Raw genomic sequence first — 14415 nt, 5'->3', positions numbered from 1 at the left:
AAAAACTAAATCTGTTTTTTACATGTAAAGAATTGAATTATAATCAATTTTTCTGTCGTAATCTTTAAAAGAAACTTCTATTTTCTCAAGATTACTTTTTCTTGCAAGTGACAGTTTTGCATTACGATACTTTCCTATCCTCTGAATTGTTTCAAATACATAATCTTCTTCAGGTGATGTTTCATCAGAAGGTAATAATTTGTACACCTCATGAGTTTTGTCATTCATTAGTTCTACTAAAGCATAAGAATCCGTAAATTTTACAGAGACATTTATTTTCTCTTTAGTATCTTCTAAAATTAGTTCTGCATTACTCGTATACCATGTATTTTTTTGACATGGTAGCTCAATAGAGGTAGTCATGCAAGACTCAAATATGACAACAAATATCAAAAGTGCTGCCACTATACTTAGTGATAGGGTATGTTTGGTAGTTATTTCCATTTAACGAAAGGAGTTTATTGTTGATATTTAATAAGTTTTTAACAGTAACATATTTTAGCATAGTTTACTCATGCAGTTCTAATTTACGAATTTATCTTATTTTTTTAAATGAAACAGAGTACACAATCACCCTATTAACAATTACTTAGATATAATTCACACTAAGGTAAAAATACAATCACATTTACTTTTTATTAGAATAAAAACACGAGTACCAGTATAGTTTTTATTTAAACATATTTTAAAGTTATGATGTTTTTTTTATAAAACAACAATAAACGCTAACTAATAAAGGTAAATGTATTAAACTTAAGCTCTGTTATCGGTGTATTTAATGTTGTAAATCAACCTTTTAATAACATGAAATCGATAACCCTAATCTTTACCTCACTTTTGTTGTTTACGAATATGCTATTTGCTGATAACGTAAAAGATGAAAAAAACAGAAATAAAAACTATGATGCTTCCAATGCACCGAAAATTAAAACAGCACCTTTCTCAAGAGGTGTGGGAGATGATGCCACTTTGGAAATTTTTGTAGAAGGAAAACATAAAATGCTGATTGACCGTCAGACCGAAAATATTCTTTTCGATAAACTAGTAGAGGGAAAGGATTTTGTTCGTGTGTATACTGATTATACAGATGGACAAAAGGCTATGATCATTTGGCAGGCACAAAAGCAAAAGAAAAAAAATAAAGAGGTAAAATGGAAAATTTACACCTATAAATATTTCCCAACTCTGGGATGGAGACCTGTTGATAACAAAACAACACAAGTAAAAGCATTTAAGTAGTTAAACAAATAAAATTGGGATAAGTTGAATAATTATTTTTTAGTCTAATCAAAGTAGAATAGAAGAGCATAGCAGTAGCTACGTGATGATATTCTAACGAAGAGTAGGCTAAAAAAGAAAATTCAAAACTTCTGATTATAATTGAATAACTGCTTAAGTAATAATCAATGCTTTAAGGGATAAAAAAAGGCTGTCTTAAACGTAAAGTTCAAGACAGCCTTTTTGCTATAAAAATTCTTTCTAGAATTCAGCACTTTTTGGTGCTCTTGGGAAAGGTATTACGTCACGGATGTTACCCATACCTGTCACGAACAATACGATTCTCTCGAATCCTAAACCGAAACCTGAGTGAGGAGCTGTACCGAACTTACGAAGCTCTAAGTACCACCATAATTCCTCTTGAGGAACTCCCATCTCATTCATTCTAGTCAACAGCTTGTCATACGACTCCTCTCTTTGAGAACCACCGATGATTTCACCAATACCAGGGAATAAAACGTCCATTGCTCTTACCGTCTTACCGTCATCATTTTGCTTCATATAGAATGATTTGATGTCTTTAGGGTAATCTGTAAGAATTACAGGCTTCTTATATTCTTTTTCTACTAAGTATCTTTCGTGCTCAGATTGTAAATCAATACCCCAATCTACGTCGTATTTGAATTTACCTTTCTTGAATGGCTTAGATCTTTTCAATACTTCGATTGCCTCAGTGTAAGTCAATCTTTCGAAGTCATTTTTAGAAACAAAGTCAAGACGCTCTAATAAACCAAGGTCAGAACGCTCATTTTGAGGCTTACCTTTCTGCTCTTGAGCATAACGTTGGTCTAAGAACTTCAAGTCATCAGGACATTGCTCCATCGCGAAGTCGATCAAGTACTTGATCATTTCCTCTGCAAGATCCATGTTGTCATCTAAGTCATAGAATGCCATCTCCGGCTCGATCATCCAGAATTCAGCCAAGTGACGAGAAGTGTTTGAGTTCTCTGCACGGAATGTAGGTCCAAAAGTATAAACCTCACCCATTGACATTGCTCCAACTTCTGCTTCCAATTGACCAGAAACGGATAAGTTTACAGCTTTACCAAAGAAATCTTCTTTGTAATCCACTTCACCATCCTCAGTTTTTGGAGGGTTTAAAGGATCAAAGTTTGTAACTCTGAACATCTCACCTGCACCTTCAGCATCAGAACCAGTGATGATAGGTGTATGCATATAAAGGAATCCTTTTTCGTTGAAGAACTTATGGATACCATACGCTAATGCGTTTCTTACTCTATATACAGCACTCATTACTTGCGTACGAGGACGTAAATGAGCTTTTTCTCTTAAGAATTCTAAAGAGTGTCTTTTTGGTTGCAAAGGATACTCATCTGGATCTGCATCACCCAAAATTTCGATCTTCTCAACAACGATTTCGATGCTTTGACCTTTACCTTGAGATTCAACTACTTCACCTTCAATTGCTACAGCAGCACTCGTAGTCAATCTTTTAAGTAGATCTTCGTCTGTATTTTCAAAATCTACCACTGCTTGCAAATTATTGATAGTAGAACCGTCATTTAAGGCAATGAAACGATTGCTTCTAAATGTTCTAATCCATCCCTTTACAGTTACTTTGGCTCCAACCTCACCGTGGGCCAGCAAGTCTTTAATCTTTATTCTTTTCACTTGCGTGGTAGTTTAAATGTTTAAAATAAAAATGACATACTAATACGTATGCCGAAAATTGAGCACAAATATAAAAAGTTTAGCCTAGTTTTATAGTTACTTTACAACGATTTATAGAATTAAACACTCTTTTATATTAATTCTAATCGATTAGATGTCTAGGAAGCATGATTAACAAAGGTTAATACTCTAAAAGTGCTAATTGATATTTATTTTGATTAAAATAGAATCGTGAAATTAAAAGTTCCATTATATCAGAGTGATTACAAATGGAACAGTTACTCTATAGTACTCCAATTAAATCAAAAACAGTAGCAACAAAACTGTTTATTTTAATTCATCTAATTCTATCTAACTAATGAAAAGCAAACCAATTCTAGCCGTATCAGCTGGTGTTCTAGTGTTAATTCTATCTTATTTTTTCTTTTTTAATGAGGCTTCAGAAGAAGTTCTACTTACAAAAGCTCGGTTTGGAGACCTCTATATCAATGTTTCTACTACTGGTGAATTGGAAGCGAAAAACTTTGTGGAGATTCAAGGTCCTATAAAAATGAGACAAGCTGGTATTTGGGAAACAAAATTAAATAGTCTTGTCCCTGAAGGTACCGTCGTAAAAAAAGGAGATAAAGTAGCTCAACTTGATGCTTCTTCGCTATCCGACAAATTAACGCAAAGAGAAACAGATCTTACGAAAGCAGAATCTCAATGGGAACAAACAAAGTTGGATACTGCTCTTCAACTTAGTCAGGAAAGGGATAAAATTATTAATCTTCAATTTACGGTTGAAGAGAAAAAACTAGCGTTAGAGCAATCGGCATTTGAGCCTCCTGCGACAATCAAACAAGCAGAAATTGAAGTACTAAAATCTGAGAGAGATCTAAAACAAACCAAGTCGAATTATCTTGTAAAACAACAGCAGTTAAGTGCAAAAATGCGAGAAATCACTGCTACGCTAAATGAAGCGAAAAGAAAGGTAAAGTTCTTACAAGATTTATTTGCTGAGTTTACCATTTTTGCTCCAGAAGAAGGCATGGTGATTTATGCTAAAGATTGGGACGGTAAGAAGAAAAAGGAAGGATCGACTATCAGAGGTTGGGACCCTGTTGTGGCTACTTTACCTGATTTATCAGTGATGATTTCAAAAACGTATGTCAACGAAGTCGACATACGTAAGATTAAACCTAAGCAAACCGTAACATTAGGTTTGGATGCGTTCCCTGATAAATCACTCACTGGAACAGTCACAAAAGTTGCCAATGTGGGAGAACAAAAACCGAATTCTGACGCTAAAGTATTTGAGGTTATTATACTCCTCAATGAATCGGACAGCACACTTCGTCCTTCTATGACTACATCGAATATTATTCAAACTAATTTTATTGAAAATACACTTTTAATCCCATTGGAAGCCATTCATACTGAAGGTGATTCTATCAGTTACGTCTATAAAAAAGGGGTAAGTGGATTTGAAAAAAGAGAAGTAAAAACGGGTGAAATGAATGATAAAGATATAGAAATCTTACAAGGACTCTCTCCTGAAGATATTGTAGCATTATCCACTCCGACAAACGTTTCAAAAGACATTATTTTAATTCAATAGACAATGGACAGAATACTTATTAACCTGTCTATTGCTTGGGAAGCAATTTTGGCCAATACCGTTCGCTCAATCTTAACTGCATTGGGAATTATCTTCGGGGTTAGTGCAGTAATTGCTATGCTTGCTGTTGGACAAGGTGCACAACAAGAAATTTTGAATCAAATGAAGCTGGTGGGTGTCAATAATATTGTTGTCACACCTAAAAAGGAGCAAACGGAGGAAAAAGTCACACAATTGAATCAAGGGGACAAGGATAAATATTCTCCAGGGTTGACCATACTTGATCTTGAAAATATAAAACATACCATCCCTAATATTCAAAAAATCAGCCCTGAGATTGAGCTAGAAACCTATATTATAAAAAATGGTATTCGTAGATCTACTAAATTAATTGGTGTCCAAAATGCTTACTTCGAAATCTACAATCATACCTTGTCATCAGGTGTATTATTCTCGAATACACACTTCAAATTTGGTCAAGCTGTCTGTATTATCGGTCGTGGTATTCAAACCCGTTTTTTTAGTAAAGAAGATCCCATTGGTAAGCAAATCAAATGTGGAGGGCAGTGGTTAACTGTCATAGGTGTATTGAAAGAGAGAAGTTCGGCTTCCAAAAACTTAGAGAAATTAGGCATCAGAAATGCGAATTTAGACGTTTATGTCCCCCTTCAGACCATGTTAATTCGTTATCAAGATCGAGCAAAAGTAACTAAATCTGATATTCAACAAGCAGCACGAGAGGAAAATAGAAACAATGATGATGTGGAGAAAAAACCAGCCAATTACCATCAATTGGATAAGGTGGTCATCCAAATGTCTGAAAGTAACGAGCTTCCTTTAGCTTCAGAAGTTTTACAAAGAATGTTGACCAGAAGGCATTTTGATAAAATTGACTTCGAAATATCAATTCCCGAAATGCTTCTGAAGCAACAAAGAAGAACAAAGGATATTTTCAATATTGTTTTGGGAGCGATCGCTTCTATCTCTCTGATAGTTGGTGGTATAGGGATTATGAATATTATGCTGGCTTCGGTATTAGAACGTATCAAAGAAATTGGTTTAAGAATATCTCTGGGTGCAAAAAAGCATGATATCATCCTTCAATTCCTCTTAGAAGCGGTATTAATTAGCCTTTCTGGAGGTACAATTGGTGTAATTCTCGGGATTGCCTTGGCGGTATTGATTTCTAATATTGCAGACATACCGACTATCGTTTCATTCTCATCAGTCCTTATCTCATTTGGGGTAGCTACCTCCATCGGTGTTATTTTTGGAATTTCACCGGCTAGAAAAGCCGCGAATCAAGACCCAATTGAATCTTTGAGATACGAATAAACCTAACATTACTTCAAATGAACTTAAAAAAAATATTTATATACCTTTTGCTGCTCCTGAACACACCTCTATTCGCTCAGGAACTGATGACATTAGACCAAGTGATTAGTATTGCAAAAGGAGAGTCGCTTTCTTCTCAACAAGCGGAGAATAGAAAAGAAAACAATTACTGGTTGTACAAACAGTTCAAATCCAATTACCTTCCTCAATTGGTTTTAGATGGTTATTTACCAGATTTCAACCGCTCCATTTCATCAGTCACTCAGCCAGACGGTTCCAATGAGTTTAGAGGGGTAAATATGTCCACTTCACAATTGAACCTTGCTCTCCAGCAAAATGTCGGTTTAACAGGAGGGTCGATTTATGTAGGTTCTAGTATTCAAAGAATCGACAACTTTGAAGGTTTAAATCAAGGAGTGAGCTATGCAGGACAACCTTTGATCGTTGGTTTCAATCAACCTCTTTTCAATTTCAACCCTTATAAATTTGATAAAGTGATTGAGCCTTTGAAATACGAGGAATCACAAAAGAAGTTTACAGAAGAGATGGAACAAGTAGGTTACGATGCCACGGAATACTATTTTGATCTATTATTGGCACAAGTCAATAAAAAAGTAGCTGAAACCAACCTTTCCAATAACGATACTATTTTCAAAATTGGAAAAGGCCGTTACAACTTAGGAAAAATTGCAGAAAATGAACTTTTACAACTCGAACTGAGTGTAATCACCTCAGAGAGAAATGTACAATCGGCAGATTTGGAAGTCGAAAGAGCCACTTTGAATCTTTATACATTTTTAGGATTGACACCAAGTGCAAATGGAGTCGACTTATCTCTTCCTGCTGAAATTCCTGATATCACCATCAGTTCTGATGTGGCTGTTGCACAAGCCAAACTCAATCGACAACAATACATCAGTTTCCACAGAAGAAAATTAGAAGCAGAAAGAGCGGTGGCTCAAGCAAAAGGTCAAACAGGTTTACAAGTTAACCTAAATGGTCAATTTGGCCTCACTCAACAATCTAATGTCCCTTCAGGAGTCTATCAGAATCCTAACGATCAGCAGCAAGTACGACTGGGTTTTAATATACCTCTTGTGGATTGGGGAAGAAGAAAATCAAGAGTGGAAACTGCACTTTCTAATCAACGATTGGAAGAAAGTACTATCGCATTGCAGGAACAACGATTTACACAAGAAATCTATATGCTTGCAAGACAAATTCCTATTATTAGGAAAAGAGTTTTATCTACTGAAAGAGCAAAGATTGTCTCAGAAAAAAGTTATGAAATTGCAAGGCAAAGGTACTTGGTAGGTAAAATTAGTGTCACTGACCTCAATATTACATTAAGAGATAAAGACAATGCCACAAAGGAATATTTAGCGGCCTTAAAAGAGTATTGGCTTTCCTTTTATCGACTAAGAGTTTTCACGCTTTATGATTTTCAAAAGGATGAAAAAATTGAATTAAACTAATTTTGGTCTGCGAATTGATATAATCAAGGTGATAACTTAATTGATCCTACAAAAGACAATAACATAATGAAAAAGATTCACCTTACCTTAGCGGCATTATTCTTCTTACTTTTTGCGTGTTCAACTGAACAAAAGCAAGATGAGTCTGAGGAAGGATATGAAATGAAAGTGGAAGACCTGAGTAAAGTCGATTCTAAAGCATTATATCAAGAAATTGATTCTCTAAAAAAAGAGGCTTTCGCTTCTGAAGAATTAAAAATTTCAAAAGCTAAAATGATTGTTCAAATTCTCAATCGTTCCAATGCCAAATTGGACAAAGAGAAGAAAAGAACCGCTAAATCGGCTATTTCACAAGCCTCAAGAGCAAAGTATTCTAAATCGAGTTTCAATAACAACGAAGAAGTAATGCAGTACGATCAACGTATCACTGAAATGATCACTGCACTGAATGACTTGATTGATTCGGTAGATGATTTAGATGCTCAAGAAGAAACAGAAATGTTACTTTCAGAGGTTTCAGACGCTAACGCTAGAGATACTTTCACAAGAGGGTATTATAACAATGCGGTCAAAAAGTGGAATAAGATGACAAAAGATTATAAAGCTAAATTGGAAAAGGAGAACCCTGAAATAAAAATTGCAGCTTTGGATTATTTTTATGGTGAGGAACCATTATAAGACGTCATCTCTTATCAAAAAAGCCTTGTGAACTTCAATCTTCACAAGGCTTTTTTTATTATTTGATCAAAGCAGGAGACAATACTTTAAGGTCTCCATCCACTTCCTCAGGAACTTTTAGGTTTAAGATCTTAGCAATTAGAGGGTAAATATGTATATTTTCAAAGGATTTAATGGCTTGCCCTTTATGAAAATGATCCCCTACTCCATAAAATATTGCATGCATATTCTTCACTTTATAAGGGTCGTAACCGTGCATTCCATTGCTCACTGTCCCTCTTAAGTTTCTAAAAGTCATTGGAGGAATTGCTTCACAAAATATTTCTGGAATTCGCTTCCCTTTAGAAAAATGAAGTCGTTCTGGTACTTCTTCTTTTTTGTAAACCACAAAACCTTTGTCTTCTTGAGCCTTCAGTTCTTGATACGTTTTTTCTATATCTGCCCCTTTTTTAGCATATAAGAAATATTGAATTCCACCTCCATTCACACACTCAAAGTCTTTATATCTTCCGAGACTCTCCAACACAATCGAATTTTCCACATCAACTTGCTGCATACCATGGTCGGAAACGATAATTAAATCAATAGGGTCAGGATAAGATTTTACGACTTCATATAGTTTCCCAATCACTTGATCTAGGTATTCAACGGCTTCTTTTGTTTCTGGAGCATCCGGGCCAAAAAGATGACCTTGTGTATCTACCAATGAAAAGTAAGTAGCTATAAATGACGGACGCACTTCTTCATCCAATGAAAGCCACTTTTGTATTTGGTCTACCCTTTCAAAATAAGGTGTAGGTTTATTGTATTTAAAATAATAAGTAGGTGTCATTCCCTCTACTCTAGCATCTGAAACTGGCCAATAAAAAGTCGCTGATTTTTGGCCTTGCTGTTCTGCTAAATTCCAAAGTGGAGTTCCCTTAAACCATGAACCATCTTTTTTACCCAATCCCACTTTATAATGTTGTTCTCTTTCTGGGTCATAGAAATTATTATGCACCAAACCATTGTTTTGAGGGTACATACCTGTAACGATTGAATAATGGTTGGGAAAAGTTTTGCTAGGGTAAGCAGGAATCATAGAAGCGGCCTTCACTCCTTCCTTTGCTATTTGGTCTAGGTGAGGTGTGTTGTACTTTTCCGAATAATCATAACGGAATCCATCAATGGAAACGAGTACAACCGTATTTTTTGGCTTCTTGTCGTGTGTATTGAATTGGCAAGAAAAGATAGTTAATGGTAGAATTACCAAGAAAAGGTAACGATTCATTTTATTTACAGTAAGTTATTGATATATAATGCACAAAAATAAATTGAACTGCCTATATCTCTACTTTCGTTACCTTTTATTAAGTGATTGAATGTTAAGGTATAAAACGAATAATGCTCAATAATTAATAGGTTGATTGACCAATTCTAAGATTCTGCATATTTCTTTTTGGGCTTTACTTTTTTAGGAACAGGCGTAGGTTTCAACTGTTTCTTCTGCATCTTAACTTTAAAAGATTTCCCCATTTGCTTGAAGGATTTCAAGTTTTTTGAATGTTGCTCATATGTCATTCCTCTCATTAAAAAATAACCATTATCAGGCTTAAAAAGTATAACCATATACCCGACTGCTTCTTCGTTTGTAGATGTATTCTTCTTTGAACCTTTGGGAGAGTGCGAAATGATTTCATACCCAAGCATACCTTCAATTTCGATAGCATTTACTTTACTAATCACTGTTTCATTACTCATTGGTAATTCTCTAAAACGGGCCATAGCATAATTTTTAAAGTTTTTAGCGACTACTTTTTTTCTAATGTCATCAACTTTGAAGATGGATGGTTTAATATCTTTTTTACTTTTTTTGAAGAAAATGGCCTTTCCTTTCTTTTGTAATAAAGGCTGATACTCTGTTGTTGTGATTGAAAACATACCATCCACCATCTCCATATCTGATAGATCATCTAATTTACCATTCAATAAATTGGCAGTTTGCATGACACTAACCAATACGTCTTCGAAGTGTGGTTGACTTGTAGGATAAGCACCTATTAGAATTACGGTATGTTCTGTATCTCCGAATAGGTAAATAAATTTTGAATACCCTTCTTTTTTTGATGTGAGGTTGAATTTATAAGCAGGCGTTCCATTATTCAATACGGCTTTCTCCATTTTCCCATCTGAAAGATAACCTTCAAGTTCATCAGATAGCATCTTCAAATAGATACCATTGACACTTATTGGAAAGTATTCCACTATAATTGCTACTTTTGATAAACGATTCACCAATCCTGTTGAACCTTTAACTTGTGCTATTTTAAATGACTTAGGTGGAGTGATGCTACAGTGTTTCTCTGCAAAAATTATTTCATTTTCTTCTTGAGCCAATAGTGTGTGAGAACATACAAAAGCAATTAAAATAAATAGTAACCTCATCAAAAAAACGTTAGGGTAAATGAAAAATAAAAAAGCATGTTTGAAGAAGTTACTCCTCCACAAACATGCTTATTAAGTAGAATGCTATTAAATATATTTCGACTGAAATTTATCTGCTACTTTATTGAACTTCTCTGTACCATTACTACGGTTCTTATTCGAAGACTCTACCAATGTATTGTACTCATTCACATTGTTGTTGTATCGTTGGACCTCTGAGTTATAAAGATCAATATCTTCTTGCGTTCTATTTTTTTGCTTGATTGCATTAAAGTTTTCGACCACTTTATTGAAGTTTGTCATTTGCTCCTGTATCTCAATTTGCTTTGGGTAGTACTCAGTCGCCAATTTATAATAACAAGTCAATAATTCTTCACATGCTGCCTTATAGCTTTCATCTCCTCTGAATGCTTCAATATTTTTCAGTTTATCTCTACCATCATTAACGGCAAGTTCCAATAATGCGATATTTTTCTTTGCCGCTTCGTTATCCTTCGCCTTTTTAGCTTTTACGACTTTTTTGTCATACCAATGACATTTATAATGAATTAAATAAAGTTGATTATGGTATCTATTTACTTCTGATGCATTGTCCAATTTACGACTTAGTCTTGATTGACTTTCTTGAAGTGTAATATTATTATTCTCGGCAAAAGTTTCTTGAACAGTAGAAACTACATTATGCATAGAATCTTTCCTCGCTCTAATTCTTTCTTTTAACAAAAGGTATGCTTCCATTTCATCATAAGACATCTCTGCTACCTTTTCCATATCGACAACCTTTTGATAATCGCTATTCATAATATGATACGACAAGCTCAATGATTCATAAAATACATCTCTTAAAGTGGCATCACCGTCATAAGGAGGAAGTTTTTTGATCTGAGCCCTTGAAGATTGGAGGCTCCCAATTAAAGCTTGACGTTTTTTTTCAATTGTACTGGCATTACGTCCTCTAGAAGCTTTCTTGATGTAATCCCAAGTATCTTCATTAATCTGATGGTACTGTTCACCAATTTTGCTCATGTATTCTCCTGCAGTTTCTTGAGAGTAGGCACATAGAGATAAAAAGGACATTATCCCTGCAATGATTGTAGTCTTAAAACACATAATAGTTGCTTATTAATAAATATTGCTTGTTAAATCAACATTTAAAGTTAGCAATAAGTGATTTAGTATAAAAGATTCATTAAGGCTAAAAGTACTAAAGTTCACAACTTTGAAAGATTTAGAATAATAGTTCCCATAGAATAGTCAATCCAACCTACATAATATCACTATTTAAAAAGAATGTGAAGTGAAAGCATTATTCATATTCTATAGATCATCAGAAATCTCTCGATTTCTAAATATTATAAATATTCGAAAATTTAGTTTACTATGGATTCAAGTTCAAACTAAACATTTTTAGATAATAAAAGTTAGATTTTATAGGTGCTAGAGTACTTTAAAATATGATTTATAATTATTACAACCTTATTTTTAGGCTTGTCTAAATTTTTTATTTAGATTTACGACAATAGAAAATTAGTCAACCATTAAAAACATTTTCAAATAAGCCATGAAGGCATCACTAATTACTTTTTTATTGTTAGCTATAAATATACTTAGCTTTGCAGGAGATAAAATTACGATCAAAGGTCATGTGACATCGAATAAAGATCACGTACCTTTTGCTACAATCTCGATTAATGATGGAGAGTTTGGAACTTCATCTGATGAAACAGGGCACTTCCTTATTGAATTAGAGCAAGGAGTAGAATATTCTATCATGATTTCAGCGGTAGGTTATTTACCAATTACACAAAATTTTAAAGCAAAAAATGGAACTGATATTCATTTTGATTTAGAAAAAGACCTTTTGCAACTCAATGAGGTTATTGTTTCTAGTAGTAGAAGAGAACAAAGTAGAAAAGAGACTTCTGCTGTTGTTAATGTTGTGGGTAAAGAAATTTTCATGGCAAACAACTCTAAAGTAGTAGCTGATGGATTAAACTTCGTTTCTGGAGCAAGAGTAGAAAATACTTGTGGTAACTGTGGTGCTTCTGCCTTAAGGTTAAATGGATTGGAAGGGCCTTATACTCAAATTTTAGTAGACAGTAGACCAATTTTCAATGGCCTTGTAGGTGTTTATGGATTGGAACAAATTCCAGTTTCAATGGTAGATCAAGTAGAAGTTGTAAGAGGCGGTGGTTCTGTTTTATTTGGTGCCAACGCAATTGGTGGTACTGTAAATATCATTACTAAAGCACCACAATTTAACTCTTATGAAGTAGGTACTAATTTTGGAACAATTGATGGAAAATCAAACGATATCAATACTTATTTCAATACTTCATTAGTATCAAAAAATGACAAAACAGGTGCTTACATTTATGGATCGTATCGTCATAGAGATGCTTGGAATGCAAACCCTGATGATGTTTGGTATCAACTAGATGACAATGGTAATCCAACAGGAGGTGCAATAAAAGATGATTTTTCTGAATTGCCTGAATTGAAAACTGCTTCAGTAGGTACTAAAGTGTATCATCAATTTAATGATCAAAATAAAATTACTGCTGATTTCAGATATTTAAACGAACAAAGAAGAGGAGGTAACAAACTCGATCTAGCGCCTCATGAAACTGATATCACGGAGATGATTGATATGAATATCTTCGGTGGAAGTGTGAATTATGATTGGTTCAGTACTGATAAGAAAACACATATTAATGCTTATTCAAATATTCAGTATGTAAATAGAGATAGTTATTATGGTGCTAATCAAGCAGTGGATGGCTATGGTTTAACTACGGGTACAACTTATGTAGGTGGTGCTCAAGTAAACAGAGATCTTGGTAAAATGTTCAATGCGAATACTTACTTCGTGGCTGGCGTTGAATACATTTTCGATAAAATCGAAGATCGAAAAAACGGATATACTGATCCAGAGACAGGAGAAAAAGTTGGTGATGCATTAATCTCTGATCAAGAGTCTAGCACTATGGCTGTATTTGCTCAAAATGAATGGAAGGGTAAAAAACTATCAGTATTAGTAGGTGCTAGAATGGATTATGTGCAAATCAACGATTTAGCCAACGCTGAAAATAATAAAAGTGTTCCTGCCATTAACCCAAGAATCAATTTAAAATATAACTTGACGAAAGACATGCAGGTAAGAGGTGGTTTTGCTACTGGTTTTAGAGCTCCTCAGATGTTTTCTGAAGACTTACACGTTGAAGTACAAGGAGGACAAGCGGTAAGAACAGTTTTAGATCCAGATTTAAAACCTGAGACTTCTTTATCTTACAACCTTGCATGGGATTGGGAGAAGAAAATTGGTAATGTTCAAACTTACTTCTTAGTAGAAGGTTTCCATACTAGAATCAAAGATAGATTTGATAATCAATTAACGGAACTTCCTGACGGTACTTTAATTAACTACAAAAGAAACTCGCTTTCTGATGCTGTAGTACAAGGTTTCAACATAGAGGCAAAAGTTGCTCCTTCACAAAACCTAGATTTCCAAGCAGGTTTTACTGTCCAAACAGCAGAATATGAAGAAAACAACCAATGGGGTGACGAAGAGACAAGTACTTCAAAATATATCTTGAGAACACCAAATCAATACGGTTCTTTCACTATGAACTATCGTCCTGCTCAAAAATGGCAAACATCATTGACAGGGGTTTATACTGGTAGCATGCATGTTCCTTATATTCCAGGTGGATTCATCAATGGCGAATTGACAACTGAAGAAGAACTTATCAAAACAGAGTCCTTCATGGATATGAGTTTAAAAGTAACTTACACTACTAAGTTGAGTAAGAATGCTAATATTCAATTAGGTGGTGGCGTGAAAAATATCTTCAACCAAATGCAAGATCAGTTTGTAAGTGGTCCAGATAAAGACGCTGCTTTCGTTTATGGTCCAATTACTCCAAGAATGTTCTTCTTTGAAGTAAAAATTGGTAATCTTTTGAACTAATATTTAAGTTCATATCATACTAT

General features: G+C 34.4%; 11 protein-coding genes. 6 read left to right on the top strand and 5 right to left on the bottom strand.

Annotation, left to right across the window (positions count from 1 at the left end; genetic code table 11):
- Positions 1 to 18: 18 nt before the first annotated feature.
- Complete coding sequence (locus IC221_RS03710) at positions 19 to 363, bottom strand: hypothetical protein (RefSeq protein WP_188167666.1); 345 nt, start codon at positions 361 to 363, stop codon at positions 19 to 21.
- A gap of 441 nt (positions 364 to 804) precedes the next feature.
- Here IC221_RS03710 and IC221_RS03705 point away from each other — a divergent pair, with 441 nt between their 5' ends.
- Positions 805 to 1239 (top strand): hypothetical protein, encoded by a 435-nt coding sequence (locus tag IC221_RS03705; RefSeq protein WP_188167665.1) that lies wholly within the window; start codon positions 805 to 807, stop codon positions 1237 to 1239.
- 240 nt (positions 1240 to 1479) lie between these two features.
- Here IC221_RS03705 and asnS read toward each other — a convergent pair whose 3' ends face one another.
- Positions 1480 to 2910 carry an asparagine--tRNA ligase gene (gene asnS, locus IC221_RS03700; protein WP_188167664.1) on the bottom strand — a complete coding sequence of 477 codons (1431 nt, stop codon included), beginning with the start codon at positions 2908 to 2910 and terminating at the stop codon, positions 1480 to 1482.
- Positions 2911 to 3268: 358 nt separating this feature from the next.
- Here asnS and IC221_RS03695 point away from each other — a divergent pair, with 358 nt between their 5' ends.
- From IC221_RS03695 to IC221_RS03680, 4 genes are all read left to right on the top strand, one after another.
- Positions 3269 to 4510 (top strand): efflux RND transporter periplasmic adaptor subunit, encoded by a 1242-nt coding sequence (locus tag IC221_RS03695; protein ID WP_188167663.1) that lies wholly within the window; start codon positions 3269 to 3271, stop codon positions 4508 to 4510.
- 3 nt (positions 4511 to 4513) lie between these two features.
- Positions 4514 to 5845, top strand: coding sequence for an ABC transporter permease (locus IC221_RS03690; protein ID WP_188167662.1), 1332 nt, complete (start codon positions 4514 to 4516; stop codon positions 5843 to 5845).
- 17 nt (positions 5846 to 5862) lie between these two features.
- Positions 5863 to 7320, top strand: coding sequence for a TolC family protein (locus IC221_RS03685; protein WP_188167661.1), 1458 nt, complete (start codon positions 5863 to 5865; stop codon positions 7318 to 7320).
- A 66-nt stretch (positions 7321 to 7386) separates the two neighbouring features.
- On the top strand, positions 7387 to 7998 hold the full coding sequence (locus IC221_RS03680) for a LemA family protein (RefSeq protein ID WP_188167660.1): 612 nt from the start codon (positions 7387 to 7389) through the stop codon (positions 7996 to 7998).
- 58 nt (positions 7999 to 8056) lie between these two features.
- Here the strand turns inward: IC221_RS03680 and IC221_RS03675 are convergent, their stop codons facing one another.
- The 3 genes from IC221_RS03675 to IC221_RS03665 form a co-directional block, all read right to left on the bottom strand.
- On the bottom strand, positions 8057 to 9268 hold the full coding sequence (locus IC221_RS03675) for an ectonucleotide pyrophosphatase/phosphodiesterase (RefSeq protein WP_188167659.1): 1212 nt from the start codon (positions 9266 to 9268) through the stop codon (positions 8057 to 8059).
- Between the two features lie 146 nt (positions 9269 to 9414).
- Positions 9415 to 10422, bottom strand: coding sequence for a hypothetical protein (locus IC221_RS03670; RefSeq protein WP_188167658.1), 1008 nt, complete (start codon positions 10420 to 10422; stop codon positions 9415 to 9417).
- An 87-nt stretch (positions 10423 to 10509) separates the two neighbouring features.
- The gene (locus IC221_RS03665; protein ID WP_188167657.1) at positions 10510 to 11532 is read right to left on the bottom strand and encodes a hypothetical protein; all 1023 of its coding nucleotides are present in this window, start codon (positions 11530 to 11532) and stop codon (positions 10510 to 10512) included.
- A gap of 451 nt (positions 11533 to 11983) precedes the next feature.
- Here IC221_RS03665 and IC221_RS03660 point away from each other — a divergent pair, with 451 nt between their 5' ends.
- Entirely contained in the window at positions 11984 to 14392 is a 2409-nt protein-coding gene (locus IC221_RS03660; RefSeq protein ID WP_188167656.1) for a TonB-dependent receptor, read from the top strand.
- The last annotated feature ends 23 nt before the right edge of the window (positions 14393 to 14415 follow it).

This window comes from Flammeovirga sp. EKP202 (assembly GCF_014534745.1).
Taxonomy (GTDB): domain Bacteria; phylum Bacteroidota; class Bacteroidia; order Cytophagales; family Flammeovirgaceae; genus Flammeovirga.
Note: the sequence above shows the minus strand (reverse complement) of the source record. Positions and strands in the feature narration are given on the sequence as shown.

What these genes read in the sequence shown, in the direction of transcription:
- IC221_RS03685 (WP_188167661.1), top strand. Translation starts at nt 5,863, where the DNA reads ATGAACTTAAAAAAAATATTTATATACCTTTTGCTGCTCCTGAACACA.
- IC221_RS03690 (WP_188167662.1), top strand. Translation starts at nt 4,514, where the DNA reads ATGGACAGAATACTTATTAACCTGTCTATTGCTTGGGAAGCAATTTTG.
- IC221_RS03705 (WP_188167665.1), top strand. Translation starts at nt 805, where the DNA reads ATGAAATCGATAACCCTAATCTTTACCTCACTTTTGTTGTTTACGAAT.
- IC221_RS03665 (WP_188167657.1), bottom strand. Translation starts at nt 11,532, where the DNA reads ATGTGTTTTAAGACTACAATCATTGCAGGGATAATGTCCTTTTTATCT.
- IC221_RS03660 (WP_188167656.1), top strand. Translation starts at nt 11,984, where the DNA reads ATGAAGGCATCACTAATTACTTTTTTATTGTTAGCTATAAATATACTT.
- IC221_RS03675 (WP_188167659.1), bottom strand. Translation starts at nt 9,268, where the DNA reads ATGAATCGTTACCTTTTCTTGGTAATTCTACCATTAACTATCTTTTCT.
- IC221_RS03680 (WP_188167660.1), top strand. Translation starts at nt 7,387, where the DNA reads ATGAAAAAGATTCACCTTACCTTAGCGGCATTATTCTTCTTACTTTTT.
- IC221_RS03695 (WP_188167663.1), top strand. Translation starts at nt 3,269, where the DNA reads ATGAAAAGCAAACCAATTCTAGCCGTATCAGCTGGTGTTCTAGTGTTA.
- IC221_RS03670 (WP_188167658.1), bottom strand. Translation starts at nt 10,422, where the DNA reads ATGAGGTTACTATTTATTTTAATTGCTTTTGTATGTTCTCACACACTA.
- IC221_RS03710 (WP_188167666.1), bottom strand. Translation starts at nt 363, where the DNA reads ATGACTACCTCTATTGAGCTACCATGTCAAAAAAATACATGGTATACG.